The organism is Yokenella regensburgei ATCC 49455, from assembly GCF_000735455.1.
GTDB classification, from domain to species: Bacteria; Pseudomonadota; Gammaproteobacteria; order Enterobacterales; family Enterobacteriaceae; genus Yokenella; species Yokenella regensburgei.
The window spans coordinates 35,511-61,906 of sequence record NZ_JMPS01000016.1 but is presented as its reverse complement, the minus strand read 5'-3'; the positions used below and the strand labels follow the sequence as shown (position 1 = coordinate 61,906).

The following is a 26,396-nucleotide window of genomic DNA, read 5'->3' as shown; positions in this document are numbered from 1 at the left end:
CGGAACATGCCCTGATAGGTGGTACCGGCTCCGGCAAGGGCTGCGCCGAGCAGCAGAGCGGCAAGAATACGCGGCAGGCGGATCTGCCAGAAGACGATGCGATCCTCAGGCGACAGCGTATCGGGTTGCGCGATCAGGGCGATCACCTGAGCAAGATCCAGATGATAGGCTCCGGAGATCAGCGCCAGCGTTACGCTCATCACCGCGAGGGCCGCCAGCATCAGGGTGAGGGTGGCGATTTTCATCCGTTCTCCACCAGCGCTTTGTACTGCGCGTCGCTGAGCGACGTGTGCCAGAACAGCTTCGCGTAGCGCGTCATGTCGGCCTGAAAACGTTGCTCAACCGCAGGGGAAAGCCAGGCGTGCAGCCGCCGCAGCCCCAGCAGACGGTTGATACCCGGCGGCGCATCCAGCCAGCCGAACGGCAGACCGTGCAGAAACAATATCCGCTGCGCTTTAACTGCCTTCACGCCCTGCCAGACCGGATCTTCACGCAGATACCGGGCGGTGACCGGATCCTGCACGAGGATAATATCCGGCTGCCAGCTGAGCAGGTTCTCCATCGACACCTGGGTAAGCCCGCTGCGTCCGGTAATGCGCGCGACGTTGCGCAGCCCCAGCAGTTCGGCGGCCTCGGTATGCAGCGACCCCTGCAGGCCCGTTTCCAGCCCGCGCGCCCCCCGGGCGGCGTAAAAACGTAGACCCGCGGCGGAGGTTTGCGCAAAGGTTTCCGCTTCCTGAATAAATTGCCCGGCAAGCTGTGCCTGAGCGGTAGTGCGTGAGGTGACGCCGAGCGCTTCACCCGCCGCGTTGAGCTGCTCGGGGGTTTGCCGCAGAGCGCCGTCGAGCAGCAGCCACGGGATCTGCGTTTGTCGGCTTATCTGCCGCGCCTGCGACAGCCAGGTTTCATCGGCGTTGCCGCAGTCCACCACCAGATCGGGATGAAGGGCCATCAACCCTTCCAGCGACAGGGTACTGGCGCGACCCGCCAGTCTGCCGAGCTTTTTCAACTGGCGAATCTGCTCCGGGAACAGCCCGGCAGGCGGTTGGGATAAATCGATGGAAGAGAGCCCCAGCAGCTTTTCCGGTGCCACCGCAAGCATCAGCAGATCGGCAGGCGCACCCGCGCTCACCACCCGGCGGATGTTATTCCCCGCGGGCAGCGTTCCCATCACGTATGAGAGCGATGAGCGCGCCCGCACAGGCAGCCCCGCCAGCAGCAGCGCGGACGCCATGGCCTGAGCAAACAGTCGTCGGGTGATCGGCATAACATTCGTCCTGACTGGTTAAAAAGCGCTATATATTTACATATACATCGCTTAAAAACTTGTTCAGTATCAAATTATTGCCGATGCAACACCGCGTTAATCACAAAGTGTTAGGCGAAGCGTTTGCGCGGTGGGTTGGGATATTTTCGGGCCGGGTGAGAGAAGTGTGCCCGGCAAGGGGGCTCAGAGAGAGATGTGTGAGCGGCTATCTTAAGGCACTCTCAATACCACTCAGTTTTTGTTTCAGCAGTTTTATTTCAGCCGGCATCTTTTGTTCCTGCTCGCCAAAGGTCATTAGCACAATACAGCCCGGCATCACTTTCACCGTCACTATAAATCAGTCAACGTCTGGAAAAGCACCCACTTTTCAAATCCGTATTACCCCTGAACTAAAAGCTCAGTTTGAAGCTGCCGCAAAACAACAAGAAATGAGTTTAGGTAACTGGCTTAAAACGCTGGGGAGGCAAGAACTGGAAAGAATAAATTCTGGAAAGGATTAATTTAAAACCAATGAGCTTTGAATTTAAATAATTCAAATAAATAGGGATATCGACGTTTGAAATAACAATTTTGGCGGAGATCACAGGAGTCGTATTCGGTTGTTAACTTATTGATTAATCTCTGATGTTTTGTGTTGGATAAATGAGTAACCCCCATAAGCACCCCCAAATGGTTTTACTTGGGGGAAGGTGGGCTAAATAGCTATTGTAATCAATTCGTGGCGCTAGATTGTGAAGGTAACATTCCAGGCTAATGTTTAGCAATGATGTCATTCAGCTTATCGACCAGCTCTGGCCTTTTGAAGCTGATATGCGCTGTTCCCTTCTGAAAATATTTAATCGCAAACATCTCATCTTCGTAACGGTTGCTATGTCGGTTCTCATGGATATGATCGCCGAGACGACGGGTAACGTCAGCGCGGTTGTCGGGGACAGGCTTGCCATCCAGAAGCATCAGCATACGCTCAAGGTCTGCCAGTCGGTCACGCTGCCAGCCCCAGTTAAGCCCAAATCCCCACCGGTCATATTTGACCAGTCCCGTCACGATGACTTTCGCGCCAAACTTACAGGGGCAATTGGTCTTGTAGTCCCAGCTTAAGCCTTTGAAGACGTTAATGACTCCTCGCTCAAACACCTCACCTTTATTCAGATGCAGTTGCTCAAACGTGCTCAGAATGTTGGCTTCGCTGACAGCCGGAATATCCTCCCCTTCAAGGTTTTTGTACCACTCATCACGGGCCTGAGCATCAATCAGGCTCAGCATCCCCGATTTCTTCATCAGGTCTTTCCAGATACCGCGATCAATATTGCGGGTGATCGCCTTCATCGCGGTTTCGGGTTTCTCCATCAGCCAGCAGTCGTAACGGTATTGCTGCACACCCCATTCATTCGCTTTGCCCCCGCCAATGCTGTCGGTGAGTGCAGAAATATCATTAAGTTGATGAATAAGGATTTCTGTCAGGCTCAACGCTGCATTACGTCCGGTAACAATGCGCCCAATGCTGGTGGAGCAAATCACGTCGGTGTGGTCGGTGAGTACTTCGGCTTCAGTCTGCATGTTAAATCTCCATAAAAAGAAAAGACCCACAATGAATGCGGGCCGGGGGTTGTGTGTCCATCAGGGTGACGGGGGATGTAAAACGGTGGGGCGCAACCATCGATCGATGTAACCGATCGATTTTCGAAAATTGATCTGCAAAATGAATTATCCCTTCGTATAGTCCCTGTGCCAGAATCCCGCAAACGATTTAACTGATTGTTTATCAATTCATTTCCTGTCTGGCTGAGGGATGGCTTTCTTTTGCCCCGCAGGCACGGCAGCGAAATAACGTAACGGACGATGTGATGAAAAGATGCGCACGCTGTAATAAGAAAAGGTGTGTTCTGGACCGGATTTTCGGGCTCGATAAAGAATTCTGCGACGAGTGCTTATTTGATATCGACCAGGAAATCAGGGAAAAACACATTATCCCCGTCAGGCGTCAGAAAGATGACCGCCAGGGGAAAGCGTAGCCCGGTATGAAGCTTAAAATTGACGTCAGCGTCATTATCCCGGCCTTCAATGCGCAGACCACCATCAGCCACCTGGTGCACAAGCTCCTTATCCGCCTCGCATGACAGCCCTTTCGCGTAGAGCGTGACGCTGTGTTGATGGCGGGGATTAAGCTCACCGGAAAGCAGCATCAGCTCCAGCTGTTTGAGCAGCAGCGGAAACGCCTGGTCGAGATGGTGTAAATCCGCGTCGCTGAAGGTGCCGGTGATGCTGGCGCAGTCGGCCAGGTAATGTAGCCGGTTGCCTTCCTGCACCAGGCGTGCGTCAAAGCACGGGGTCATATCATGTTTCAGTCCCCATCAGGGTTCGGCGATATCGTGGCTGTCTGGTCGTGTTTTATTCGACAATTTAGCTCTCCTTAAATTTGAGTTAATTCAACGTAACGCTGCGTAATACGACGTACGGGCCGTTGCGGTCCTGACGGCGTTCTGCAAAGACCGCGAGCACACCGCTGATATCCTGCACCTCCCGCCCGGCATAGTGGCAGACGCTGCCGGACCACTGGTACTTACCTGTGCAGAAGCGAAACAACCGGGACTGCGGATGCTGGCGGTATATCGCCATTGCCTGGCGTTTACTGATAATTTTCATCGGGTTATTTTCCTGTTGTGCTACAGCCAGCCTCTCTCAGAAAAGGAGGCGATTTCCATGCCGCCGACCACCAGGTGGTCCAGCAGGCGAATATCGACCAGCTCCAGCGCCTGCTGAATACGCGTGGTGACCTGACGATCTGCCTTGCTGGGTTCGGCAAGCCCTGACGGGTGGCAATGGGCGACAATGACAGCGGCGCAGTTGTATTTCAGACCGGCCTTCACCACTTCGCGGGGATGGACCAGCGTATGGTTGATGGTGCCGGTAAAGAGCGTTTCGTGTGCTATCAGGCGATGCTGGTTATCAAGAAAGAGTGCGGTGAACTCTTCGCGCTCCAGTGACGCGAGCTGCAGACGCAACCAGTCACGTACTGAGCTACTGGAGGTAAATGCCGCGCCGGGTTCGCGTAGCTGGCACGCCAGCAGGGTTAAGGCTTCCCGGATGGTTTGCTGGTCAGCAGTGGCTAATTCACGGGCAAACAGCGGTAACTGTTGTTCCATCGTCTTATCCCTCAGTCAATGATGTGCATGATGGCGTTACATTCCGCATGGCTGAGCGCGTAGTCCCGCAGGCGGTAGTAGTGCTCCGTCATGGCGTCGCATTCGGTACGGCAGGCGTGGTGGCTGTACGTCATCAGACAGACGGCTATTCCGGCTGCCTCACTGCTGAGTTCACCACCGTTACCGTTCATGCTGTTGAACAGCGACCATTTTTCACCGGTATCCTCATTCGCTTCCGGAGCCATAAAGGCACCGCCGTTGTTCAGGGTGTAAAACTGCCAGATGCCCCCGATATAGTCCGTGCAGAAGCGGTCCATCCATGCGAAGACCGTGGGTTCAAGAATTATCCACTGCGGTATGCTGCCGAAGTGCTGCGGCCAGAAGTCCACACGCCGTTCGTCGGGCACGGGCGTGGCGGTCAGCGAGGTGGCGTCACCGGCATATTGCGGACGTAACAGGTTGTTGTCGTTAAGGTTGATAATGTCGGTCATATCAGTTGTTCCTTTGAGTAATGGTCATAAGCGCACTCCCGCCGGGCGGGAGCGTGTAAGTCGTGTGATGTTGGGGTAACAGGCGTACCGGGTTACCAGCGGGTGATATCTGCAGGCGCTACGTTCAGGCGCAGCTGCGGGCAGGATTGTGCACAGCCGTCAGCATCGCACCGTGAGGGCCAGATGCCGTCAGCCACAGACAGCCGGCACAGGCTGAGCTCGCCGGGACGGTAGCAGAGATGCCTGCACCAGGCGCAGAGGTCATCGTCGGAGATGGAACGGCAGCCAGGCTGGTTTTCCAGGGGCACAGGCCAGACAGCCATCTGGCGGGTATGTGCCGGAACGAACGGCATCAGCTCAGTGCCTGCTGCAGTTCTTCGGCCATGACCCACAGCGCACGGTTGAGTTTGATATCCCCGTCGATGCCGTTGACTGCACGGGTGTGGGTACGTCTACCCTTTGCGGTACGCCCGCTCAGCCCGCCTTTCAGCAGGTTCTCCTGGAGCCTCTGGTAGGTTGTCCACAGGTCATTCTGCCGGTCTTCGTAGCGTCGTGGCGTCAGTATCTGCGTGGCGGTGACCGGCTGGTGTTCTTCACCAAAGCGGTACGTCAGTGCGGCGTTCGCCAGGGCGTGTTGTGCAGGTGGTGGTAGCAGCAACGACTCCATGGCCTCACGCTTCTCTTCCACCCTGTCAAAGATATCGAGTACTTCGTAAGCCCCTTCAATAACGCGCTCCACAACATTACTCCTGTGTGGCACACGAATTTCGCCAAACGACTGTCCACAGACGAGCGAATTCGTGCAAACCTGGCGAAATATGCCCGGCAATAACTGAAAACTGGACTCGCCTCCGTGGCTGTTTAAAATAATGATTTCAGGTACATGCTGACCGTTTATCTGACCTGCCCGACGTAAGCGGAGCAGGTGTTTGGTATGCTCCCGACGCTCCGGGTCACGAACACGTGACTGACAGGCGAAGAAGGGCTGGAACCCTTCACGTTGCAGGTTCTCCAGCAGAGTAATGGTGGGGATGTAACAGTAGCGGTCTGAACGGGATGCGTGCTTGTCTTCCCCGAAGACGCTGGGGACGACCTGCATCAGTTCGTCACGGGTTAAGGGACGGTCGCGGCGGATCTGGTTTGTCCGCCCGAAGCGGCTGGCTAGTCTCATTGTTAATTTTCCTGCGTTGGTTGACTGAACGGCATAAACAAAAAAGCCATGCGCCCCGAAGGGAGCATGGCCTGTTGGTGGTGTGGCGGGTATTAAGCTGAGGGGCGTGGTGAGTCAGTCCCGGGGGATACCGTGGCTGAGCAGATAGCGGTTGAACCATTCTCCGGCACCGGCTTCAAAATTCCATGCCCGCCAGCTCAATTGCCCCTCGCTGTCACGAATGACCAGCCGAAAGTGCGTGCCCAGGTCATCTTCAATAGCGACGTTCCGGTACGACATCACGACGGCCTCAGCCTGCCTGCGGGTAAATGTGTCTGCGGGCAGTAACGTGTGCATCGTCGTCTCCTTATTAGCGTCATAAAACAAAATGCCCCGCTCAGTGAGCAGGGCATCAGTGGGTTAAGTGTGTGGTAATAATCTGCAGTATCTGCTCCATCAGGGCCGTGATTAAGGCACCTGCGAGCAGTAGTGCCGTCTGTCTGGCGATGTAAATACTGTCTTCGCCGTAGCCTTCTTCGCGGAAGTGCTCTTCCACAAACTGCTGTGCCCGGCTGCTGGCGCACCACGTCAGCAGCTGGCGCAGGGTGTTGAGCACAATTTTCAGTAATGTCATTGGGTCAAATCTCGGAGTGGAGTCCGGACGGATGAGGGGCATTCACTGATGCCCCTGCCGGGTAAATAAGAGGAGGATGGCGTTACTGCGGTGACGGGGATTCTGGCGGCACGGGAGCCTGAACATGAATAATCCGGTGTTTTGCCAGCGCCTGAGGCATGTCGTTGATACAGTACGTAATGTAGAAGACGTTAAAGGCGACGGTGTAGAACGCGTTCATTTTCAGGTCAAAGCGGAAGGTGTTCAGCGCGTAGTGGCGCAGCGCGGCTCTGGCCTTAAACGCCCAGATGATGTACATCACGCCACAGGCGAGCGACAGAATACCGCTTAAGGCCAGCAGCGTGTCGCTGCCTGTGTCGTACCCCGCCAGACCCGGAGAGGCCATCACGCCGAACTGTCGCCCGAGCCCAAAGCAGACGGCCAGCCAGATAACGAAGATATCACCGCTCACCGGGTAACCGGTGGTGTCGCTGATAATCTGCTGTTTCCGGTACAGCCAGAGCAGCGGCCAGACACCGCAGGTGGCGACAGTGAGCAGCACGAAGTTCAGAGTTGGGGTTGCCAGTCGCTGGCTGAGTGTCGAAATATCGGTCATCGGGATTTTCCTTGTTATACCGTGGGTTGATAAAAATGAGTGTGGGTGGATATGGGAGAGGGTTTCAGCGTGGATTACGGCACGTCAAACTTTGCCACGCAGCCGTTATCGCCAAATGCCGGTATCACACCGGCAGCACCGTTCAGCGTGAAGACGGCAGGTTGTGCACCTGATCCGGAGACGACCACACGCTTACCGGTACGCAGTTTGTTCCATGCCCACATGAGGTTATCTTCCCCCACGTGAGAGCCGCTCTCGCTGATGTCGGCCGCTTCGGCGTTATCGATTTTCATGGTCAGGGTCTGGCCGCTGTCCATGCTGACCTGATGGCCGTTTGCATCGGTGAATATGATGGTCGCGGCCTGTGAGCCTGAACTGTCGCAGGCGAGGTACAGCTGTGACTGCCCCTTGCCGAGGATGGTGTATTCCGCTGTGCCCTGCGCGAAGCCGCTGGTCCAGGTATCGTGATTACCGAATGCCAGCGCCTGGCCGGAGAAGCAAAGCACAATGGTAAGAGGGACTATCGATTTGAAAGGCATAATATTTTCCTTTGATAAACAATAAGAAAGTTGGGGGGATTAGAGGTCGGTGTTAAAGGCGGTTTATTCGGTCACCGTGAAGGTGCCCCGGTCGGTGAATACCCGGGCTTCAAGGAAACTGCAGACCACGCCCGCCGGGGGCTGAAGGTAGGTATGGCCAAAATGCCAGGTCAGGCCGTCAGCAAAATGCATCGTGGTGGGCGTGAAGCTCGCCCCCTGCGCCACCCAGCCCTCAAGCCGTTTGCCCTGGTATGTGATGCTTCCCTTTGTCAGCAGCGGGCATTTGCCCCGGTTGACGTCAATATTTTTAATCACGACAGTGTCAGTTTTAGCCGTCACGGCGACATTGATACCCTGTATGTTCTTCTGAATATCGACCTTAACGATGTCGTTTTCAGACGCACTGGCCGCTGAGGACAGGGCTGCCAGCAGCATCATGGCCGCAGTAGCGGTATAATATTTAGTCACAGAAGCTCCTTAAGACGTGACAATCCCTGCGAGTCATCACATTGATTTTTAATGAGTAAATAACGTAATGACACGGTTCCCCGTGGATTATGTAACCGCGGGACTCATCAGGTACAACGATGAATATCGATCTGTTCGATCGACGAAATTGATCGTCGTTAGGCAAAAACACTTATCGACAACGACGACGATGTTTATCTAACCGAAGAAAAATCCCCACAGGGAGCGTGCCGCCCGTGCGACGGTGTGGGTCACCGCATGCAGCGCCGAGCGGGCCACCTGCGGCAGCGGGGCGAGGTCAATGACCTTATCGATGACGTCCACCACCGCATCGCCAAAGCTGCTGCTGGCGGTGCTGATAACGCTTGTGGTGCGATACCCGTTTTGCAGGTGAGGCACAAGCGGACTGCGGGCCTGCTTTGGGAGCCGGGTAATCATAGCCTCCACCAGACGTGACAGACGGTAACGCCCCCGGACTGAAACCGGCAGAATATCTATTTCTGCTATCTGCAACTGCCGGGCCACCGCCTGCTGTTTCTGCGCAATACGCTCAGCCTGTAATACCGAGGGCTGCGCCGACAGCCATAGCCACTGCTCGGCGGGTTCGGTTTTGTCCACCTGGTTGAGTACCCACAATACCGGCGGTATCGGTCCGCTGAACTGCGCGAATACATCCTGATAAAACTGCTCTTCCACCGCATAAGCGCGGTCATCGGCCTTGAGCACCCACAGCACCATATCCAGCTGCGGCATGAGCTCCCGGTACAGCTCACGGTATTCGCCGTCACGGGGAACGCTCTCGCCCACGCCGGGCAAATCCACCAGCGTCAGATAATGGCTGCCAAAGCGCAGCCGCACACGCTGGGGCTGGCGGGTGCAGGCTTCCACGGCATTGACGGCGCAGACTTCACTACGGAACAGTGCATTACACAAACTGCTCTTCCCGACGCCGGTTTTCCCCATAATGCCAATCACGGGTTCATACGTAACGAGCCGGTTAAGCTCCCGGATAAGATGCTGGCGCAACGCGTGTGGATAACGCCGCAGGTGACGGCGAATAAGGGCGTAGCCCGAAGGGTGTTTCATGCTGGCCTCTGGATGAAAAAAGGCCATCCGGGAGGGGATGGCCTGTTGATGTAAAACGGGAGGGAATTCAGTAAGGTGATATATATCTGAGATTTTTTTAAATCCGGATATATCCGTTACTGTACGGGTTTTCTCAGCGTGCCATAATGCCGGCGGGTCCAGTGCGTAATCAGCTTATGCAGGCTGATCCCCCTGATTTCTGCAATTTCATCCAGCATGTCTTTCACATCCGGGTCAAGCAACAGCGTGACCATCAGCTTTTCTTTATTTTTTTCCTGGTATTTCTTTACCGAGTAAATTCGGCTCAGCTTCCTGAGTACAGCACGGTCACGGTACTCAAAAAAATGATACATACAGGGGATCGCCAGCCGTATGGACTCAGGTGTAATACACTTCACACCGAATGACGGAAGTCCTTCATCAACAGCACACGCCATGACTTCCTTAATCTCTTCCGGAATAACCTCCTTATCCTTAAATAAAAAACGAAAGCGTTTTTTTAATTTTTGACCTTCGATGCTCCATTTTTCTTGCATAAGTGTGATGACATTAATTTTGTCATCAGTCGAAATGCGGGATGTGTCAAAAATATGCTCAATGGGCAACAGTCGTTCTTCCGGGGTATCAGGGGCGACAAGATTTATTTCATCAGGGAGTGTCCAGTTTTTCGGGTTGAAAGATGTATTTTTTTTATCAGCCAGCTGTTGAGTATCTTTCAGTGACTGGACCTCAAGAATGTGAAACCAGACAAACATGCCAGCCAGTTCATCTTCGGCAATCCAGGCGAAATATTTATTGTCGATGGTCGCTCTGGCCCATTCGTCTTTCCTGACCATCAGAAGATAAGGAACATGCTCCGGTTGCAGCGCGTAGTCAACCCCTCTCAGCGCATCCGCCCCTTCATCATGGAGCACGGTCTCATAGAAGAAGTGGTGGATTTTCTCATTGAGCTCCGTCAGGTTGCATCCACTGACGGCGACGTGCTCACGATGGTCGTGCAGATAAAAGAGGGCTTCACGCACGCTGCGGGCGTGCAGTTTAGGCAGGGTAATATGCTCCATGTTTACCATTCCGGAATTTCATCAACATGATTTTACGTATAAATTTACCGTAATCATGGAATGATATCAAAGGATTAACAGGTGAATCTTTGTGACAGAAATATGTTATTTCAATTATGAATCATGCAGATATGCTGTTTTTAGTAGTGTTTTATATTTGTCCGGCAGCCTCACTTTCAGATGCGTTTTGCTGACGCTCACCCGGCGGCAGGAAAGGCGGGAATGCCACGGTGCTGTGCTGGTTAATTATTGTACAGGTGATGCGGGCTGCGTTGGGCCAGAACGACTCTCCCTGCAGAGTCTTAGGGGGATGATTTGCCGGTTTTTTGTTCATGCACTGAAGCCGATAACGGGGACGCATTCTGATTTTTGTGGGGATGGCGAGAGGGATAAACGGTTTCGGTTTGTCGGCTGAAGTCTGTAGCGTTAACACGGAGAAAAGAGTTTAACAGTTCGTCCTGCCGGGAGGGATTTATTGCCCGGCTTACTGGCTTAAATAAATATGTGATTATTCTCAGGCCGGCAACAGATAACACGGTGACTGAATCCCTCAGGATCTGGAATACGCACTTAAACCGTCGGGACTGATGAATGAGTAAGTAAGCAGTATTTACGGCAGTACTTTTATTTTTGTATTTCGTCTGGACGCTGCAGGATGCAGACTGGTTAATGACGCAGGTAAGTTCATGTGCGCAGCAGATAAAGACATCGCGTACCGGCGACTGAATGTTATATTAGTGGCTGAAAATTATTACTTTGGTCCTGGATATTTATTTCATCTGCCATACAGCATGATTGACTCAATGTCGGAAAAGGAAACCCGTATTTCATCCAATGACGCTTTCTGATTATTGGCCCGGAGCTTTGGTTTACGACCATAACACTGTTGTATCAGCCAGAGAACCTGGCTGATACGGATAACAGGGTTACAGCCATGTCGACGTAACCACCTCGCAGGGGGCTGTGTTCATTCTTTGTGACTCAGAAAAACGATCAGAGCAAGTGTGTTGGGTACCATATAAAGCAATGCACCCAGTTGCGTGGAAAGCGGATTTTCTTTTGTCTGCCAAGACATGAACCAGTCACCGGCCACCACCATAAAACCAACACCCCACACAAGAATTGCGCATGTTGCACCTGCCATAGCCCATACTTTCCCGGTCGAGAATTGTTGATATGGCTATGCCTCACTGAATGCACCGAAAAGAAAAGAGCTCACAGACGCCGATCATCAGCGTCTCAGAAAGCTCATCTGGCCAGAGACGGATAAGTAATGATTAAGACACGCCGGCCGTTGCCGCTGCAAAGGAGAGTGCTGATTGTACTGGCCGCTGAGGACTTTTCCGGCATTTACGATTACACGCTGCTGCGTTTTGGTAAAGTTCAGGCGGAGCATTACACTGAAGCCATGGAGGCGTTTTTTGACACGCAGGCGGGGATGCCACGCCCCGGACGGGAATATTCGCCCGTTCCCGGTGTGATGCGGGCTGAATTTCAGCCCCACACCATTTTTTACACCATCAGGGATAACGATATCCTTGTTGCCCGTATTCTGCATCAGCAGATGAATCATCCCCGCCATTTGCTCTGAAATTTTAGCGGCGCAGGTGGGACTGCAGCCGTTTTTCATAATCATCCCGACAGTCCGCATCACAGAAATGCACGTTATCCAGCGGCTCACTGCAGTTATGACACAGTCCGGTGAAGGGCAGTGACGCCCGCGTTCTGCCCTTCAGCAGATGCGCCAGTTTTGACTGTTGGGCCAGGCTGGCCAGATCAACTTCATCCATTTTTTACCTCTCCTTAACAATACGGAAAGCGATGGACTATACAAACGTTAACGCCGTGCCATCAGTGATCTGCAGCACATTACGCCGGATGAAAAACAAAAAAACGGTTAACAGCGGTAATATCTCCGGATTGCCGGGATATTCACCCGGTCTGATACAGGCTTACGACGTGGTGTCGCTGTCCAGATGCCAGCGGTGGATGATACGGTGCACGAACGGGCTTATCAGCACGCCCAGCGCGACGAAAAATACCGCCTGCAGGTAAAAGCCGTACAGGGCGATAAAATACTTCCCGCCCGTGCTGACCGGCGGGAAATGCACGCCCTGAGAGCCGGCCATGGACACCGCGTTCAGCGCAGACTCGGCAAAAGAGAGGCCTTCCGTCATCATAAAACCGACGATCCCCGGGATGATCCCCAGCAGAAAAATCCCCGCCGCCCGCAGGGCGAAGCGCCCCACGCGCAGCAGAAACTTATCCAGACTGAGCAGTTCCTGCGAAAACTTTTCCATTGTCTCTCTCTCAGCATAACGACGCCGGGCCGGACGCTTCACGGCAGGCCCACAGATGATAACGGAGGTCCGACTGGTGCTCCAGACGCCAGCCGCTGCGGTCCAGCAGTTCCCCGAGGCCCGCCACGCTCCCGGTGATGTTCGCCATCAACACCTTTACCTGGTGTCCGTCCTCGTCGAACGCGGCATCAAGATTACTGAGGGGCAGATACACGGCATTCACGCCGGCATTCAGCGTCACCGCATGCCGGCCGGACCACTCCCGGTCGCTGAGCATCCGGCAGAGCCAGTGCATGTCCCTCGCCGTCTCAATCGCATGCGTGAGGCGAAACAGATCGGTCTGCGCCTTCAGCTCGCCGGTGCAGGATTCCCACAGGTAGGTCAGCTTGCTGACCAGCTTCGCGTTGACCCCCAGCCGTCGCCCCTGCTTCAGCAGCCAGCTGATATCGGTGGCCACTTCTCGGGGAAAACGGCGCTGCTTCTGCGCGGTCGCCAGCCAGAGGGTGAGAAACAGGTTCTCCTGCGCCGGCGACAGGACGCTGCCGTCACGACGGGCCAGCGCCAGCGCCACCAGGGCGCACCAGACCATGTGCCCGGAGAGCATCCCCAGCTTCTGTTTTGCGGCTGCGGCATTTTCCATTGACGTCAGTGTCCTCTTTCTGTGCGGAAACAACAGATTATACAAACAAACGCGGTGCGGAAAATACATCGCCCCGCTTACGGCGTGCCGGTCAGCGACTGCGAGTAATACCCGGTCTGCCCTTTTACCGCGCACATCGTCCGGTTAAAGGGAGCAGACAGCGCGCCGCCGTCCAGCGCCAGCGACACAAACGCCGGCCGGATACAGTGACCGCCGTCAAAGGCATCGCTGGCCACCCAGCGCAGCAGGATCTGCAGGGCTTCCCCGGCGGGCACAATCACCGGCGGCAGCGCCGGCCCCGGATACATGCCCCGGGCCGTGCGCCGTTCCGCCGTCAGAGGTCTGTGTTCCGCATCGCTGAAGCTCAGTGCCGGTCGCGGCGGCAGCATGCAGGGGGCTTCTCCGGCGTTGTATAACACCAGGGACATACCGCCCTGCGACATACCGTCGTACAGGCCGTTCCGGTCATCGGTGTGCAGCCGGATATCGGCACTCCGGCAGGGCAATATCGGGGTGCTGTCGGCCAGGGCGGAAGCCACCGGCAGCAGGCAGAGGAAGGTCACAGAATTAAATTTCAGTTTAAACAATGAATTAACTCCTTAACGTGCGTTTCCGTTCCACTGACCGTTAAACCCGGTCATCCGCAGCCGGGGACGATATCGCACAGGTATCGCGTCGTCAGTCAGTTGTGCAGCCGGCTGCGGGCATAAAAAAGCGCAACACAAAACGGTCGGTGTGTTGCGCGCTGTACAAAAAAATGAGGGTTGGTCATCCGGTCAATACAAAGTAGCAGTGGCTTAAAACACAATATTAGCGCAACGAGGGAGAGGGGGCGTCAACTCCGGCAGGGAAAATGCCTGTCCCCGATCACATCCCCGGGGCGGTGGTGAAAAAAAACCGGTCAGCCAGTGACCGGTTTGCATACTGCTGATGTCACATCAGAACTGGTAAACCAGACCGGTGGCCACTACGTTATCCGTTGCCACGCCGGTGTCGCGGGTGAACTTATTGTCGTCAATCAGGTTGATTTTGTAATCGACATAGGTGGACATGTTCTTGTTGAAGAAGTAGGTCGCGCCGAGGTCGATGTAGTTCAGCAGGTCCTGGTCGCCGTAGCCCTCGATGTTCTTGCCGCGGGAGTGCAGGTAAGCGATGGACGGACGCAGGCCGAAGTCGAACTGGTACTGCGCCACGGCTTCGAAGTTCTGTGCCTTATTGGCAAAGCCGTGGTCGCCGTCATTGCTGCCGAAGCGGGTGGCGTTGTAGCTCTGGGTGTACTGGGTCGCGACATAGACGTTGTTGGCGTCATACTTCAGGCCGCCGGTGTAGGTGGTGGCCTTGTCGCCGTTGCCGAACGCCAGCTGGTTCTGCTCATCGGTGCGTTTTGAGCTGGCGATGGCCGTGCCCACGCTGAAGCCTTCGCCGATGTCGTACGTCAGGGAGCCGCCGAAGCCGTCACCGTTCTGTTTCATGGCGTTACGGCCGTTGTTGGTGGCACCTTCGCCGGACACGCTGCCGTTTTTGCCCTGATACTGCAGGGCCAGGTCCAGGCCGTCAACCAGGCCGAAGAAGTCGTTATTACGGTAGGTGGCCACCCCGTTCGCACGCTGCTGCAGGAAGTTGTCAGAACCGTAGGTATCACCACCGAACTCCGGCAGAACGTCGGCCCACGAGGTCACGTCGTAGACAACGCCGTAGTTGCGGCCGTAATCGAATGAGCCCCAGTCACCAAACTTCAGACCGGCAAAGCCCAGACGGGTCCAGGACTGGTTATCAGAGCCCTCGGTATTGTTGGCCTGCATGTTGTATTCCCACTGGCCGTAGCCGGTCAGCTGGTCATTCACCTGGGTTTCGCCCTTAAAGCCGAGGCGGGCATAGCTCTGGTCGCCGTCGGCTCCTTTGTCATCGGAGAAGTAGTGCAGGCCGTCAACCTTGCCGTACAGGTCGAGTTTGTTGCCGTCCTTGTTATAGATTTCAGCAGCGTGTGCCGCGCCGGCGGCCAGCAGTGCCGGAACCAGCAGGGAAAGAACCTTAAATTTCATCTGAATAGCCTCTGCTTTAGAATTTTTACCACTGAACGGGGCCGGAGCGGGAATATACGCCCTCCTGTCCCCGGTGCATGCCATATGCATACCGGGTGAAGCATCACAACGGGATGACAGGATAATCAACGAGTAACGTCACAAAACAGACACACGCCGTCAGCGTACATTCATCCATCGAAATCGGCGAAATTTCCTGATTTATTTGTCATACAATTTTTTGAGGAAGCTCACATTAATCCATTGTGGAATAAAATATTCCTTTAAAAAAGCATTTTGTTCATTAATTATTCCATTCTGCGCCAGGCCACTTTTTGCGCTGGACGCCGGAACGTTAACGCTGCCAGCCGGCACGAATGAAACAGAAATAGCGAGACAATGATGAAGATCGATTTATCTGCCATGACCACCGAAGGCCGTAATACCTACAGTGAAAATATCGACATGCTGTCGACCGAACAGATGCTGCGGGTGATAAATCAGGAAGACCAGAAGGTTGCACTGGTCGTTGAGAAGGTGATCCCGGAAATCACCCGGGCTGTCGATGCCATCGTTGCTGCTTTCCAGAAGGGAGGACGCCTGATCTACTGCGGTGCGGGAACTTCCGGTCGCCTTGGCATCCTTGACGCCAGTGAATGCCCGCCAACTTACGGCACGCCGCGCGAGCAGGTTATCGCGCTGATCGCCGGGGGCCATCAGGCCATTTTGCAGGCCGTTGAAAACGCCGAAGACAGCCTGACGATGAGCGTGGATGACCTGAAAAACCTTCGGTTCAACGAGAAAGATGTTCTCGTCGGAATTGCGGCCAGCGGGCGCACACCTTACGTCGTAGCTGCGCTGAACTATGCCAACAGCCTGGGGGCAACCACGGTAGCACTGACCTGCAACGCAGGCAGTGAAATCACTCAGATCGTGAAAATTGCGATCATGCCGGTTGTCGGTGCTGAAGTGGTCACCGGTTCTTCACGCATGAAAGCCGGTACAGCTCAAAAGCTGGTGCTAAACATGCTTACCACCGGGGCGATGATTCGCAGCGGCAAGGTTTATGGCAACCTGATGGTTGATGTTGAAGCGACCAACCAGAAGCTGGTTCAGCGGCAGATCAACATCGTGATGCAGGCTACAGACTGTGACCAGCAAACCGCGTCACAGGCACTGTCTGCCTGTGAAGGCCACTGTAAAACGGCCATCGTCATGGTACTGGGCAAACTGAGCGTGCAGCAGGCGAAACGGCTGCTGAACGATAACAACGGATTTATTCGCAACGCGTTAGCCAGCACGGAGATCTAGCAATGGCTAAGATTACGGAACACTTAATTGCCACGATCCTTGATTTGGTTGGCACTAAAAATAATATCACTAACTGTGGGCATTGCATGACCCGTCTGCGTTTGACGCTCGTTAATGATCAACTGATCGAACACGGCAAACTTAAAGCGCTTGACGGCGTGTTGGGCGTGATAAACTCCGACGACCAGTTGCAAATTATTCTTGGTCCAGGCAAAGCACAGACGGCAGCGGAGATGATGAACACGATGCTGGCCAGGGAGGGAGATCCGACTTCATCTGTGCAGCCGGGCGTTGGCTCCGTTGCCAGCGACATCAGACAGAAAATGAAGGCGAAGCAAAACAGCGTGGTGCATCAGTTCCTCGCCAGGTTCGCCACTATCTTTACGCCGCTGATCCCCGGCTTTATCGCCGCCGGTATGCTATTGGGCTTTGCGACGTTAATTGAACAAAGCCTGCTCGCGGACACCGCTGTAAAAAATGCGACCATCGTGCATATCGTTGGTTACATGAAAATTTTCGGCAAAGGCCTGTTTACCTTCCTGCCGATCCTGATTGGGTATAACGCACAAAAAGCGTTTGGCGGGTCGGGCGTCAATGGGGCGATCATCGCTTCGTTGTTCCTGCTGGGTTATAACCCGGAGGCGACGGCAGGCTATTTCTCCGGGATCGATAACTTTTTCGGAATGGGAATCGATCCGCGCGGCAATATTATCGGCGTGCTGATTGCAGCAATTCTGGGGGCATGGATTGAACGACAGGTTCGCAGGATTGTCCCGGATAATCTGGATATGATCGTCACTTCTCTGCTGACGTTGCTTATCACCGGTGCGTTGACCTTTACGCTGATTATGCCGTTCGGCGGCGAACTGTTTAAAGGAATGTCCTGGCTGTTCCTGCACCTGAACGGTAATCCTTTTGGCTGCGCGGTGCTGGCAGGGCTGTTCCTGATAGCGGTGGTCTTCGGCGTACACCAGGGCTTTATTCCGGTTTACTTCGCGCTGATGGATGCGCAGGGTTTTAACTCGTTATTCCCGATTCTGGCGATGGCAGGTGGCGGCCAGGTTGGCGCGGCGCTGGCGCTGTACTGCCGCGCGGGGAAAGATTCAGTCACACGTAATCAGGTGAAGGGTGCGATTATCCCTGGTCTGCTGGGTGTGGGTGAGCCGCTGATCTATGCCGTGACACTACCTCGTGTCAAACCGTTCGTGACCGCCTGTCTTGGTGGCGCCTGCGGCGGCTTCTTTATCGGCCTGGTTGCCTGGCTGGGATTGCCCGTTGGCCTGAACACCGTATTCGGCCCCTCAGGTTTGGTTTCGCTGCCGCTAATGACCTCCAGTCAGGGTATTTATGCAGGAATGGGGGTTTACGCTACCGGCGTAGTGATCACCTACGCATGTGGTTTCATTCTAACGTGGTTCTTTGGCTACAAAGACGTTGACCTGAACTAAGAGCGAGGGCAGGCGGCTTCCCTCACACTCACTTTACCGCCTGCTCTTTTTCCCGAACTGATACGCACTCTGCGCCTGGTAACGGAAAAACGCGGCGAGAAACTGCACGCCTGGCAGGCGTATCCAAAATGACGGTAATTCACGTATGCGGTGGCTGCCATGCAGCGCCACCCGGAGGCAGGGCATGAAAAACTGCCTCTGGTGATACCGGTGCTGTTCTATATGGGTAAGCGCTGGCAGGCAAACTCTACAGCAGTACTTTCCCGCTGGTTGACGTTATGGTCATTCCGGATGATGAAATTGCTGGCCATCGCAGCATGGCCGCCCTGACGCTGCTTCAGAAACATATTCATCAGCGAGACCTGGCAGTACGTAAACTGCATCTCTCCTCACGATAAGAAGTCCCTTCGAAAGTCACGATGGCCGCCAGCAGCAGAAATGACGCTGACCGTGTGGGCGGATGGATAAAATGCCGTGCCGTCCTGGTTCAGAAAACACCGGGCGCTGTGCCCGGTGCTGCTTACGGTTGATATTACTGAGTGTTAAGGCTCATTGAAGGTATGTTCGCAGCGCGTGCAGCCATATTCATCAAATATTGTCCCGTCCAGCTTTTCACCGGCAACGGACCCCGCCACTGCGCCGGCACAGGCACCGGACGGAAAACCAATGTGCCCACCGGCCAGTGTGCCAACCACGGGAACTGCAGAGCCAATCATCACACCGGCAGAAGCCCCTTCAAGACCAGCCAGTCCCCCGGCAGTCGCGCCAATCACCACACCTGTTTTTTTACCCACATGGCGCAGCCTGATGTCAGACGATCCACAATTCGGACAATGCATTTTTCTCTCCTGGTTACTGGCATAAATAGCTGCCTGAATGAACAGGCGGGCCGTGTATGAATATGATTCTGATACCAGAACAGGAAATATGGCCGCATCGTAGCGGGAGAGGCATGCACAAAGGTATTTTACAGGGCTGTTTACCGGCGTGAGGGAATAACGGCATCTTCAGGGTATCTGAACCCCGAACGTTCTTATCAGACACATTAACCTCCGTGAGTGAAATAAAAAATGGCAGCATTTCTGCTGCCGTTATCACCTAGGTAATATAGGTCTTAAATATTTTTGAATGTAAATTTTCAATGCTGTCAGAGGGATGCGGGTACAGCAGAACTGATGCATCATTTTCATTTTGTTTTGGTGTGTTTAATTATATGTAAATTTGATGCTAACTTGAGAGTTTAAACAAAGGGTTATTTGATAAACTAATTGGTGTTTTTATGGTTTTCTTCTTCTATTGCATTTCAGTGGTTAAAGAGGGAGGTTGATGTCGGTTTGGTAATATAACCATATAGAATAACTATGTAGAAGACTATCTATAAAACATATTAGAAGGCTATCTGTAAAATGTGTTAGAGAAATATCAATGAAATATATTAAGAGAGTATTGTTATAAGTCATTAATGTAACGTTGTTGCAAAGCATTAAGATGGTATCACTACGCTGAATGAGAAGTGTGTTAGTGCAATCATTGTAATAACAGAATGGCTCAGTATTGAATACGTGCTCAGAATAATGCTCATTGTTATACATACTCTGCATAACTAAAGTTACTGCAGTGGTTTTTTAGACCTCATATCTGTAAATCCATTACCCCGTGCATTTATCCCATCTCCGGTATTTCATGAAAGTAATTTATTATTCCATCCTTGTATCTTATTGAACAACTAATGTAAGGACATGACTCATGAGTATTCATACACACAGCCATTACCCACTGAACAGAACCTATGTTAAACGTATCCAGGATACACTGAATAAATCGATTAATGAATATTCCCGTACGCTGGTATTGCGAGTGGATTTACGATTGCCAGAGTTCGATACAGACTCGTATAATTCAGACTCATCGTTAATCACCCGATTCATTGTCTCTCTGAAAGCTCAGATTGAAGCTGATTTACTGAAGAGAAAGAATGCCGGTAAACGCATCCATCCGTGTCGTGTTCGTCATATCTGGGCGCGTGAATTCAGTCGTATGAGTAAGAAACACTATCACGTGGCATTACTGCTCAATCGCGAAAACTATGCGTACCCGGGGAATTACCGGTCAGTGAACGGTGAGTATTCGCATAATCTGGCGTTGATGATTATGGAAGCCTGGGTACGGGCACTGGAGCTTAACCATTCACAGTATTACTCACTGGTGGAGTTTCCGGCTAACTGTTATTACCACCTGAGTAAAAATAGCGCTGATTTTACCACACAGTACGAAGCAGTGATGATGCGTATTAATTACCTGGCTAAAGAATACAGCAAAGACTATTCAGACGGCCAGCGTAACTTTGGCTGCAGTCAGTACTGATTGAGTGTAAGTATTTTTTTACCCGTACAGCAGATGTTATGACAGAGTGCCGCCTCTACAACATATTCACTGATGTCGGTGCTCCTGTCTTCCCTTTCCTCAAGACAGAGAAAACGTCATGACAACTGCTAACAGTAATACCGGTCTGCTGAGTGATAAACTCGTGGATATGGTTTTTATCACTGAGTTCACGGGTTTAAGTGACAAATGGTTTTATAAACTGATTTCACTGGGTGAGTTTCCTAAACCGATTAAACTCGGGCGTAGCTCCCGTTGGCTGAAAAGTGAAATCGAGGCCTGGGTGCTGGAGCGTATTGCAATATCTCGTGGTGATGCCAGCTTTATAGAATAATGTGTATTTGTTATTAAATATAACATTTCTGTAAAACGAGTATCACCTGAAAAATGACAGAACCTTTCATTTAAGGCTTTCGATTAGACCTGAAACATCCATTTCCCCTGGTTTGCTGCCACAGCCTGCGCTCTCGCTTCTGTATGCTTTTTAATCGAAATTTGTTTTGAGTTAATAAATTAATGATTTAAAACCCGCTAAAAAGGGTATTTTAGCGGATTTCATTAAGTTAATTTACAGGTTTTTAGTAAAAAATGGCTGTTTTATGTACTCATGCTATGTGATGTTCAGGTGTTTCATATGAAACTAACCAGATTTCGTTTCTTGCTTCGTGTTTAGCCTGATATCTTCAAGGTCAATGTAAAAGTTCGGAGTGAAAGGCGTAGAGTCCGCTTCCTGAATGTTGTCAGACCTCTTGTTTCCAGGCATCAGGTAAAGACCTTCGTGGTTTCTTGCGACGAGCATGATTGTTTCGTTAAGTGTATCCCTGCGGATTTTTACTTCACCCTGACCGATCAAATGATTCAACACCGGCATGAGTTTTTCTAGTCTGCGGAGGTTATTAGGTCCAAGCTGCTCAATCTCACTGAATGTTATAAAGCGGCTATTCTTGTTTTTAATACAGCCGTTTAAAATAAAGCGGTATAACTTTTTAACATCCTGAATGAAACGAAGGCGTTCTGGCGTGTAAAAGAATATCCGGTTAATCGCATTCAGATACCAGTCGATAATTCCCGTACAGTTTTGCATGATATCTTCGTTGATTTCCTCCTCACATTCATTGCTCAGATACTGGAAGATAGCGGATAATCGCAATACGTTAGCGCTGGCTTTTGCAGCGAAATCACGAATATAGTAAAGCTCACCTGCGGGTACCATCTTTAGCAATAATTGCTCCCGATGTTTTTCCCAGAGCGTCGTTGCGGCAGGGGATAGTCTCAGTTGTTTTCTGGTGGTAGTCTGTTCATCAATTCTGGTTTTCTTCTTATCAAGAAGGTCATTCAATAACTGGTGGAAGTTATTTATTGCAGACCAGGTGGTTTTACTGGAATGAGTACCTTCAGCAAAGTGTTTAAGATCATCAATTCTGGAAAACAAAAAGCGTGACAGAAAACCGCTCTCTTTGAAAACGTCGCCGTGGGCTTCCATAAAACCATCAAAGATAGCCGTTTGTGTCATCAGAGAGGCGGTTAAGCAGGGCGTAAAATGACAGTCTGTTTTACCTGAACGTCGAAAATGGTAGGGGCTACCGTCCCAGGCATTGTTTAAAAATCCGATTTTACTTTTTGGTCTGCTACCAAAATAGGTAATGGCTTCATCAGTGATTAGCCCTGCGTCAGAATACTGGCTGAGCCCCTGAATTAAATCGGTTGCTGAGGTATCGTTATAAATAATCTGAGGAAGTATCGGAGGATGAGGTCTGGCTTTGTTATGTTTCTCAAGTTCCCGAGATTCAGGTTCACCAGAATAGTTCCTGTCAATAGCTTTGTTCAGATTCCTGACAAGTGCTTTTCGCTTACATTTCCAGATTTCAAATTTTGCATCATATGCTGACATTTGTTTGATGTGCTCAAGCCGCATTTTCTCGTCAAAATCATAAAAGGGTTTCATAACCTTGTTTTTGATTGTTGATTTCCCAGCACCGGATTCAGCGATGGTAAAAAAATAAAGAGAGCAAGGCTCAGGCACACTGGTATGAGGATGAATCACTTCGATAAGGGACTGGCATGCCAGGGAAGCCGCACTGAGAACGATATTCCCCGTCAGCTCATCCGGAATACGCGTATTACGATGGAGTTCATTAAGCGGCTCTGATAATGCCACAGAAAACAGATGTTCAGGATAAGGGGGCAGCGGCTGCTCATTAGCAAATTCTGAGCGCTCTGCTCGGGTAGAGAGTTTGACCCATTGAAAATCACTTTTCTTCACGTTGTCTTCCTTTTTGAATTGTAAGCGAAGCATAAAACAAAGTGTCGTGAGCCACTAAATTATTTTCAGACTGGATGAATGGAATCATGGCACCTGCGGAATTGCTACACGGTGATTTAGAGCGTGGTACAACTGCATAAGGTCGTTGCCTGGGGAAAAGGTAAGAGGCAGGGAGGATGGTGGAGAAAAGCCCTGAAGGGCTTTAGAAGGCGGTAACTATCAGGCAGCACGCCAGTGCTCGGGGTTACCTTTGTTGGTATTTCTGACGTGCGCAACCAAAGGTTTAAATCCTTTTGCTTTTGCTGCATCAATAGCGCTTTGCTGTGTTGCGTGACTTTTTCCATCAATGCTTACACCATGAACGTGCTCGAGGGTATAGTGAGTAATGGCTGAGCCTTCCAGGCGTCCGGTTGGTTGTGGTTCAACGTATACGTTAGACATCATATTTCCCTTTTCATAGACAATGGGTTATCTCACCCTCTTCCTGTGTATGGCTTTCCCGATACTTTTTCAATCACGGACTGATGTTTTTATGATATCAGGATACTGATGTGATGACTTTCGGTTCAGTCAGACCGGGAGTAACGAGCGAGCTGGGGCGGAAGGACTGTGGCTATATTCGCCGTAGTGGCCTGCTGACTGCTGGTGGGGGATTGCTGAGCTCAGCCGGATCGGTATGCAGGCAATTGTCGGCGACGCCTTTTCAGTCGCAATTGAGCTGGTGACCGCTTTCAGAATACTCGGCCAGTGGAACTGTCGCAGGTTCCAGGCCAGCCAGAGTGCGAACCTGTTTAACGGGAGCGGACGTACATCCACTCAACAACAGTACGCTGTTAAGTAAAATTCGGTAGTCTGCCATCGGGTATCCTTCTGACTGAGTTCGTTTTTCCATGCCAGTGTTATGAGCAATGCGCTTCAGGGATGCTGGCTACATAGAGCAGCAGGCTTGCGAGCTTTACCCCTATGCTGCCTGGGCACCAGGCGGATATCGTGATTGATGCATAACGTGCTTTTGCTGCTGACCGTTTTACAGGTTTGATGTAGCCCCCTGAAACACCAGACAGTAGCTGTATCTCCAGATAAGAGATAGGCTTGAATATATGTTTAACACTAACGCCAATCTTGAGATGACCGGGATCCTGTTAGGGCAAGAAGCCCGCAAACGTAAGACTCCTCAGGAGAAAATCGCTATTATCCAGCAGACGATGGAGCCAGGAATGAATGTCTCCCACGTCGCTCGTCTGCATGGTATCTAGCCCAGCCTGCTGTTCAAGTGGAAGAAACAATACCAGGAAGGCAGCATCACTGTCGTTGCGGCCGGGGAGGAAGTCGTTCCTGCCTCTGAGCTTGCAGCAGTACTGAAACAGGTTCGGGAACTCCAGCGCCTTCTGGGCAAGAAGACAATGGAAGTTGAGATCCTGAAAGAAGCAGTGGAGTACGGTCAGTCGCGAAAATGGATAGCGCACGCGCCCTTGCTGCCAAAGCACGGGGAATAGCCCTGGTCAGCCGCACCATGGGCGTGTCGCGTGCGCAGCTGTCACTGCGGATGAACCGTTCTGCCGACTGGCTGGACAGGCGCGGTAACCGGCGTAATAACGAAGCTGACGCTGGAATACTGTCGGCTATCCTCAACATTATCAGCGATATGCCGAGTTATGGTTATCGACGCGTGTGGGGCATCCTGCGCAAGCAACGTCGCTCAGAGGGACAGCCACCTGTGAATGCCAAACTCAGCGCATCCAGCACGAACGAAGTTTCCATCGACGATGACACCCGCCAGCCCACGATAACGCCTGCGAACACATCGATAATGAACGCCACGTAGGCGAACCCCTGCCAGGTGCTCACATACGTAAAATCTGCCACCCAAAGCTGATTGGGGCGTTCTGCCACGAACTGACGGTTTACCCTGTCGCTTGCCGCTGCTTCTTTCCGGCTGACCGTGGTGCGCACTTTTTTACCCCGAAGCACACCAGCGAGGCCCATGCTCTTCATCAGTCGCGCGATGGTGCATCTGGCCACGCTGAAGCCTTCACGTTGCAACTGTCTCCAGACTTTACGGATGCCATAGACACTGTAGTTTTCGTCATACACCCGCTGTATTTCCGGTTTCAACTGGTCGTCACGGCGGTCACGCTGACTACGTTTCTCCGGATGCTGGCGGTATTCACGGTGCCGGTAGTACGTCGACGGGGCGATATTCAGCTCATGACATACCGGCACGACCCCGTGACTACCGCTGAGGGTATCCAGCAGCGGCATTATTTTTTCCACAGGCGGTCGTACTCCGCCTTCGCAAAATAAGCTGAGGCCTGGCGCAGAATATCGTTGCTGCGCCGCAGCTCACGAACCTCCTGTTCCAGCTCTTTGAGGCGCTGACGCTCATCATTTGTGAGCCCTGCGTCACCTGCGCCATTATTGCGCTCATGCTGGCGTAACCAGGCTCTGAGCGTGTCGGGGCTGCAGCCAATTTTTGGCGCGATGGAATTGATGGCGGCGTATTCAGAACGATATTCACTGCGCTGTTCCAGCAACATTCTCACAGCCCGCTCACGCAGCTCTGGTGGGTAACGGTTTGCTCGTCTGGATGTCATTTCGGGTCTCCTTTCACTGAGAGTTTAGTCTCCCGAAAACCCGGTACGGTTCAGTGCAAAATGGTACTGATGATGAATCTTGATACGCTGGGGGCAGCCCACGACGAAAGGGCTCAGCAGGCGATGAGAAAGATCATCCGCAACGCATGGCTGTGTGTTACCGGTTCTGAGCATCATGGCGTAACGAACATCACACCGAGCATTATCAACCGCGCTGTACGGGGAGCCTTCATATCGCCTTTTAACCAGCTCAGAACACAGGTTCAGTCGATGGCTGCGCCCGTAGCGACAGCGCGGACGGGAATAGTGGATTAACGCGAGCATTTTTATCTGATAGTGAGTTGTTCCCCAGAGATTGGCGAGGATGTCCGCATAAAACGGTGGCGCTTATCCGATGTGTTTATCAAGGAGATTACTGACGAGTATCGCGGCATGTTCACGTGCCTGCTGGATAAGGTCATCTTTATCGACAGTGTGCCTGCAGTGAGCACAAGTGGTGCCGGTAACATCGTCCACATCGCTGATTTCTGTTCCGGTGTGTACGGTGAGATCGTGATTACAGCCTGGGCATTTAAATGGAACGTTGCTCATTATTGTTGACCTTTTGATAGAGGATATTAGTTGACCGAACGTATCAACGGCAGTGTAAATTCCGCAAGGATCATTTGATCCATGTCCAGAAGCAACGTTGAACCGTGGAAGTGGTCTACCCGCAGACGAAAAAACAGGGTTGAGCAAATTGTACTGAGCCGCACCGACAAAGTTGCCTTTCTGGTTACACCTGCTTTCCCTGAATACCAGCGCTGCCAGCGTTCTTTCCTGTAGCCCTGCCGGAATACCCATCGGCGATGAATCCCTTTCTTCACGACGCGCTGTTCTGGCTGCCAGGAACAACCTGCAACGATCTTTTTTTTGCACGTTATCATCACCCGTTTTGAGGATATCCGACGGTCATTTCCGCTCTGATAATCGGCACTTGCAACATCAGTGCCATCAGGCACCG

31 protein-coding genes, 6 pseudogenes and 1 other annotated feature are annotated in these 26,396 nt (G+C 52.3%); of the genes and pseudogenes, 10 read left to right on the top strand and 27 right to left on the bottom strand.

Annotated features, from left to right (window positions below):
* Nucleotides 1-245, bottom strand: a 245-nt coding sequence (locus GYRE_RS04075; RefSeq protein WP_038253207.1) for an iron chelate uptake ABC transporter family permease subunit, incomplete at its 3' end; no start/stop codon positions are given.
* Entirely contained in the window at nucleotides 242-1,267 is a 1,026-nt protein-coding gene (locus GYRE_RS04070; protein WP_038253204.1) for an ABC transporter substrate-binding protein, read from the bottom strand. The genes GYRE_RS04070 and GYRE_RS04075, both read right to left, overlap by 4 nt.
* Before the next feature lie 314 nt (nucleotides 1,268-1,581).
* Here GYRE_RS04070 and GYRE_RS23505 point away from each other — a divergent pair, with 314 nt between their 5' ends.
* On the top strand, nucleotides 1,582-1,767 hold the full coding sequence (locus GYRE_RS23505) for a toxin-antitoxin system HicB family antitoxin (RefSeq protein WP_072009041.1): 186 nt from the start codon (nucleotides 1,582-1,584) through the stop codon (nucleotides 1,765-1,767).
* A gap of 250 nt (nucleotides 1,768-2,017) precedes the next feature.
* On the opposite strand, the gene GYRE_RS04065 is transcribed toward GYRE_RS23505, so the two are convergent.
* From GYRE_RS04065 to GYRE_RS23500, 15 genes and pseudogenes are all read right to left on the bottom strand, one after another.
* The gene (locus tag GYRE_RS04065) at nucleotides 2,018-2,824 is read right to left on the bottom strand and encodes a DUF4942 domain-containing protein (protein ID WP_038253202.1); all 807 of its coding nucleotides are present in this window, start codon (nucleotides 2,822-2,824) and stop codon (nucleotides 2,018-2,020) included.
* 545 nt (nucleotides 2,825-3,369) lie between these two features.
* Nucleotides 3,370-3,600, bottom strand: a pseudogene (locus tag GYRE_RS24935) (type IV toxin-antitoxin system YeeU family antitoxin); the annotation flags it as partial.
* A gap of 88 nt (nucleotides 3,601-3,688) precedes the next feature.
* Nucleotides 3,689-3,910: a DUF987 domain-containing protein gene (locus tag GYRE_RS04055; RefSeq protein ID WP_015370125.1), complete on the bottom strand. Its 222-nt coding sequence runs from the start codon at nucleotides 3,908-3,910 to the stop codon at nucleotides 3,689-3,691.
* A 20-nt stretch (nucleotides 3,911-3,930) separates the two neighbouring features.
* Nucleotides 3,931-4,410 (bottom strand): RadC family protein, encoded by a 480-nt coding sequence (gene radC / locus GYRE_RS04050; RefSeq protein ID WP_038253198.1) that lies wholly within the window; start codon nucleotides 4,408-4,410, stop codon nucleotides 3,931-3,933.
* Nucleotides 4,411-4,421: 11 nt separating this feature from the next.
* Entirely contained in the window at nucleotides 4,422-4,901 is a 480-nt protein-coding gene (locus GYRE_RS04045; protein WP_038253196.1) for an antirestriction protein, read from the bottom strand.
* 92 nt (nucleotides 4,902-4,993) lie between these two features.
* Nucleotides 4,994-5,254: a hypothetical protein gene (locus GYRE_RS04040; RefSeq protein ID WP_038253195.1), complete on the bottom strand. Its 261-nt coding sequence runs from the start codon at nucleotides 5,252-5,254 to the stop codon at nucleotides 4,994-4,996.
* Nucleotides 5,254-6,072 (bottom strand): DUF932 domain-containing protein, encoded by an 819-nt coding sequence (locus tag GYRE_RS04035; protein ID WP_038253193.1) that lies wholly within the window; start codon nucleotides 6,070-6,072, stop codon nucleotides 5,254-5,256. Before GYRE_RS04035 ends, GYRE_RS04040 begins: the two co-directional genes overlap by 1 nt.
* Nucleotides 6,073-6,186: 114 nt before the next feature.
* Nucleotides 6,187-6,408 (bottom strand): DUF905 family protein, encoded by a 222-nt coding sequence (locus tag GYRE_RS04030; RefSeq protein WP_038253192.1) that lies wholly within the window; start codon nucleotides 6,406-6,408, stop codon nucleotides 6,187-6,189.
* Between the two features lie 55 nt (nucleotides 6,409-6,463).
* Entirely contained in the window at nucleotides 6,464-6,685 is a 222-nt protein-coding gene (locus GYRE_RS04025; RefSeq protein ID WP_038253190.1) for a hypothetical protein, read from the bottom strand.
* An 82-nt stretch (nucleotides 6,686-6,767) separates the two neighbouring features.
* Nucleotides 6,768-7,280: a DUF4234 domain-containing protein gene (locus GYRE_RS04020; protein ID WP_038253188.1), complete on the bottom strand. Its 513-nt coding sequence runs from the start codon at nucleotides 7,278-7,280 to the stop codon at nucleotides 6,768-6,770.
* A gap of 74 nt (nucleotides 7,281-7,354) precedes the next feature.
* Complete coding sequence (locus GYRE_RS04015) at nucleotides 7,355-7,819, bottom strand: hypothetical protein (protein ID WP_038253186.1); 465 nt, start codon at nucleotides 7,817-7,819, stop codon at nucleotides 7,355-7,357.
* Nucleotides 7,820-7,882: 63 nt separating this feature from the next.
* Nucleotides 7,883-8,287: a hypothetical protein gene (locus GYRE_RS04010; RefSeq protein ID WP_038253184.1), complete on the bottom strand. Its 405-nt coding sequence runs from the start codon at nucleotides 8,285-8,287 to the stop codon at nucleotides 7,883-7,885.
* A gap of 198 nt (nucleotides 8,288-8,485) precedes the next feature.
* Nucleotides 8,486-9,373 carry a GTPase family protein gene (locus GYRE_RS04005; protein WP_038253235.1) on the bottom strand — a complete coding sequence of 296 codons (888 nt, stop codon included), beginning with the start codon at nucleotides 9,371-9,373 and terminating at the stop codon, nucleotides 8,486-8,488.
* 116 nt (nucleotides 9,374-9,489) lie between these two features.
* Nucleotides 9,490-10,434, bottom strand: coding sequence for a hypothetical protein (locus GYRE_RS04000; protein ID WP_038253183.1), 945 nt, complete (start codon nucleotides 10,432-10,434; stop codon nucleotides 9,490-9,492).
* Between the two features lie 967 nt (nucleotides 10,435-11,401).
* Nucleotides 11,402-11,596 (bottom strand): annotated as a pseudogene (locus GYRE_RS23500) (DUF2165 family protein); the annotation flags it as partial.
* A gap of 111 nt (nucleotides 11,597-11,707) precedes the next feature.
* On the opposite strand from GYRE_RS23500, the gene GYRE_RS03990 reads away from it, so the two are divergent.
* Complete coding sequence (locus tag GYRE_RS03990; protein ID WP_051860917.1) at nucleotides 11,708-12,025, top strand: type II toxin-antitoxin system RelE/ParE family toxin; 318 nt, start codon at nucleotides 11,708-11,710, stop codon at nucleotides 12,023-12,025.
* Nucleotides 12,026-12,029: 4 nt separating this feature from the next.
* Here the strand turns inward: GYRE_RS03990 and GYRE_RS03985 are convergent, their stop codons facing one another.
* The 5 genes from GYRE_RS03985 to ompC all read right to left on the bottom strand — a co-directional run bounded on the left by GYRE_RS03985 (nucleotide 12,030) and on the right by ompC (nucleotide 15,416).
* Nucleotides 12,030-12,224 carry a hypothetical protein gene (locus GYRE_RS03985; protein ID WP_038253181.1) on the bottom strand — a complete coding sequence of 65 codons (195 nt, stop codon included), beginning with the start codon at nucleotides 12,222-12,224 and terminating at the stop codon, nucleotides 12,030-12,032.
* Nucleotides 12,225-12,386: 162 nt separating this feature from the next.
* The gene (locus GYRE_RS03980; RefSeq protein ID WP_038253180.1) at nucleotides 12,387-12,734 is read right to left on the bottom strand and encodes a hypothetical protein; all 348 of its coding nucleotides are present in this window, start codon (nucleotides 12,732-12,734) and stop codon (nucleotides 12,387-12,389) included.
* A gap of 10 nt (nucleotides 12,735-12,744) precedes the next feature.
* Nucleotides 12,745-13,374, bottom strand: coding sequence for a DUF2913 family protein (locus GYRE_RS03975; RefSeq protein ID WP_245939535.1), 630 nt, complete (start codon nucleotides 13,372-13,374; stop codon nucleotides 12,745-12,747).
* Between the two features lie 77 nt (nucleotides 13,375-13,451).
* Complete coding sequence (locus tag GYRE_RS03970; protein WP_051860916.1) at nucleotides 13,452-13,961, bottom strand: DUF4232 domain-containing protein; 510 nt, start codon at nucleotides 13,959-13,961, stop codon at nucleotides 13,452-13,454.
* A 351-nt stretch (nucleotides 13,962-14,312) separates the two neighbouring features.
* Entirely contained in the window at nucleotides 14,313-15,416 is a 1,104-nt protein-coding gene (gene ompC, locus GYRE_RS03965) for a porin OmpC (protein WP_038253178.1), read from the bottom strand.
* Nucleotides 15,417-15,797: 381 nt separating this feature from the next.
* Between ompC and murQ the strand changes: the two genes are divergently transcribed.
* The 4 genes and pseudogenes from murQ to GYRE_RS23495 all read left to right on the top strand — a co-directional run.
* Nucleotides 15,798-16,706 (top strand): N-acetylmuramic acid 6-phosphate etherase, encoded by a 909-nt coding sequence (murQ, locus tag GYRE_RS03960; RefSeq protein ID WP_038253229.1) that lies wholly within the window; start codon nucleotides 15,798-15,800, stop codon nucleotides 16,704-16,706.
* Nucleotides 16,707-16,708: 2 nt separating this feature from the next.
* The gene (murP, locus tag GYRE_RS03955) at nucleotides 16,709-18,154 is read left to right on the top strand and encodes a PTS N-acetylmuramic acid transporter subunit IIBC (protein WP_038253176.1); all 1,446 of its coding nucleotides are present in this window, start codon (nucleotides 16,709-16,711) and stop codon (nucleotides 18,152-18,154) included.
* Nucleotides 18,155-18,208: 54 nt separating this feature from the next.
* A pseudogene (locus GYRE_RS24430) lies at nucleotides 18,209-18,342 on the top strand (helix-turn-helix domain-containing protein); the annotation flags it as partial.
* A pseudogene (locus tag GYRE_RS23495) lies at nucleotides 18,299-18,522 on the top strand (Rpn family recombination-promoting nuclease/putative transposase); the annotation flags it as partial. The pseudogenes GYRE_RS24430 and GYRE_RS23495, both read left to right, overlap by 44 nt.
* A gap of 174 nt (nucleotides 18,523-18,696) precedes the next feature.
* Here the strand turns inward: GYRE_RS23495 and GYRE_RS03950 are convergent.
* Nucleotides 18,697-18,993 carry a hypothetical protein gene (locus GYRE_RS03950; RefSeq protein ID WP_038253174.1) on the bottom strand — a complete coding sequence of 99 codons (297 nt, stop codon included), beginning with the start codon at nucleotides 18,991-18,993 and terminating at the stop codon, nucleotides 18,697-18,699.
* A 907-nt stretch (nucleotides 18,994-19,900) separates the two neighbouring features.
* Between GYRE_RS03950 and GYRE_RS03945 the strand changes: the two genes are divergently transcribed.
* Nucleotides 19,901-20,518 carry an inovirus Gp2 family protein gene (locus GYRE_RS03945; protein ID WP_038253172.1) on the top strand — a complete coding sequence of 206 codons (618 nt, stop codon included), beginning with the start codon at nucleotides 19,901-19,903 and terminating at the stop codon, nucleotides 20,516-20,518.
* Nucleotides 20,519-20,636: 118 nt separating this feature from the next.
* Nucleotides 20,637-20,870, top strand: a complete 234-nt coding sequence (locus GYRE_RS03940; protein ID WP_038253169.1) for a helix-turn-helix transcriptional regulator — start codon at nucleotides 20,637-20,639, stop codon at nucleotides 20,868-20,870.
* 306 nt (nucleotides 20,871-21,176) lie between these two features.
* Here GYRE_RS03940 and GYRE_RS03935 read toward each other — a convergent pair whose 3' ends face one another.
* Together GYRE_RS03935 and GYRE_RS03930 are read right to left on the bottom strand one after the other, a co-directional pair.
* Nucleotides 21,177-22,799 carry a YfjI family protein gene (locus GYRE_RS03935; protein ID WP_167829715.1) on the bottom strand — a complete coding sequence of 541 codons (1,623 nt, stop codon included), beginning with the start codon at nucleotides 22,797-22,799 and terminating at the stop codon, nucleotides 21,177-21,179.
* 219 nt (nucleotides 22,800-23,018) lie between these two features.
* A complete protein-coding gene (locus GYRE_RS03930) occupies nucleotides 23,019-23,243 on the bottom strand; it encodes a hypothetical protein (RefSeq protein ID WP_211248363.1) in 225 nt (74 codons plus the stop codon).
* 683 nt (nucleotides 23,244-23,926) lie between these two features.
* Here GYRE_RS03930 and GYRE_RS25265 point away from each other — a divergent pair.
* A pseudogene (locus GYRE_RS25265) lies at nucleotides 23,927-24,528 on the top strand (transposase); the annotation flags it as partial.
* On the opposite strand, the pseudogene GYRE_RS24190 reads toward GYRE_RS25265, so the two are convergent.
* Nucleotides 24,501-25,393, bottom strand: a pseudogene (locus GYRE_RS24190) (IS3 family transposase); the annotation flags it as partial. The pseudogenes GYRE_RS25265 and GYRE_RS24190 sit on opposite strands and share 28 nt — an antisense overlap.
* Nucleotides 24,990-25,106: a sequence feature (AL1L pseudoknot), on the bottom strand. It overlaps the preceding pseudogene by 117 nt.
* Before the next feature lie 69 nt (nucleotides 25,394-25,462).
* Here GYRE_RS24190 and GYRE_RS03910 point away from each other — a divergent pair.
* On the top strand, nucleotides 25,463-25,708 hold the full coding sequence (locus GYRE_RS03910) for a hypothetical protein (protein WP_146748693.1): 246 nt from the start codon (nucleotides 25,463-25,465) through the stop codon (nucleotides 25,706-25,708).
* A gap of 72 nt (nucleotides 25,709-25,780) precedes the next feature.
* Here GYRE_RS03910 and GYRE_RS24425 read toward each other — a convergent pair whose 3' ends face one another.
* Entirely contained in the window at nucleotides 25,781-26,311 is a 531-nt protein-coding gene (locus GYRE_RS24425) for an ECs_2282 family putative zinc-binding protein (protein WP_146748694.1), read from the bottom strand.
* Between the last annotated feature and the right edge of the window lie 85 nt (nucleotides 26,312-26,396).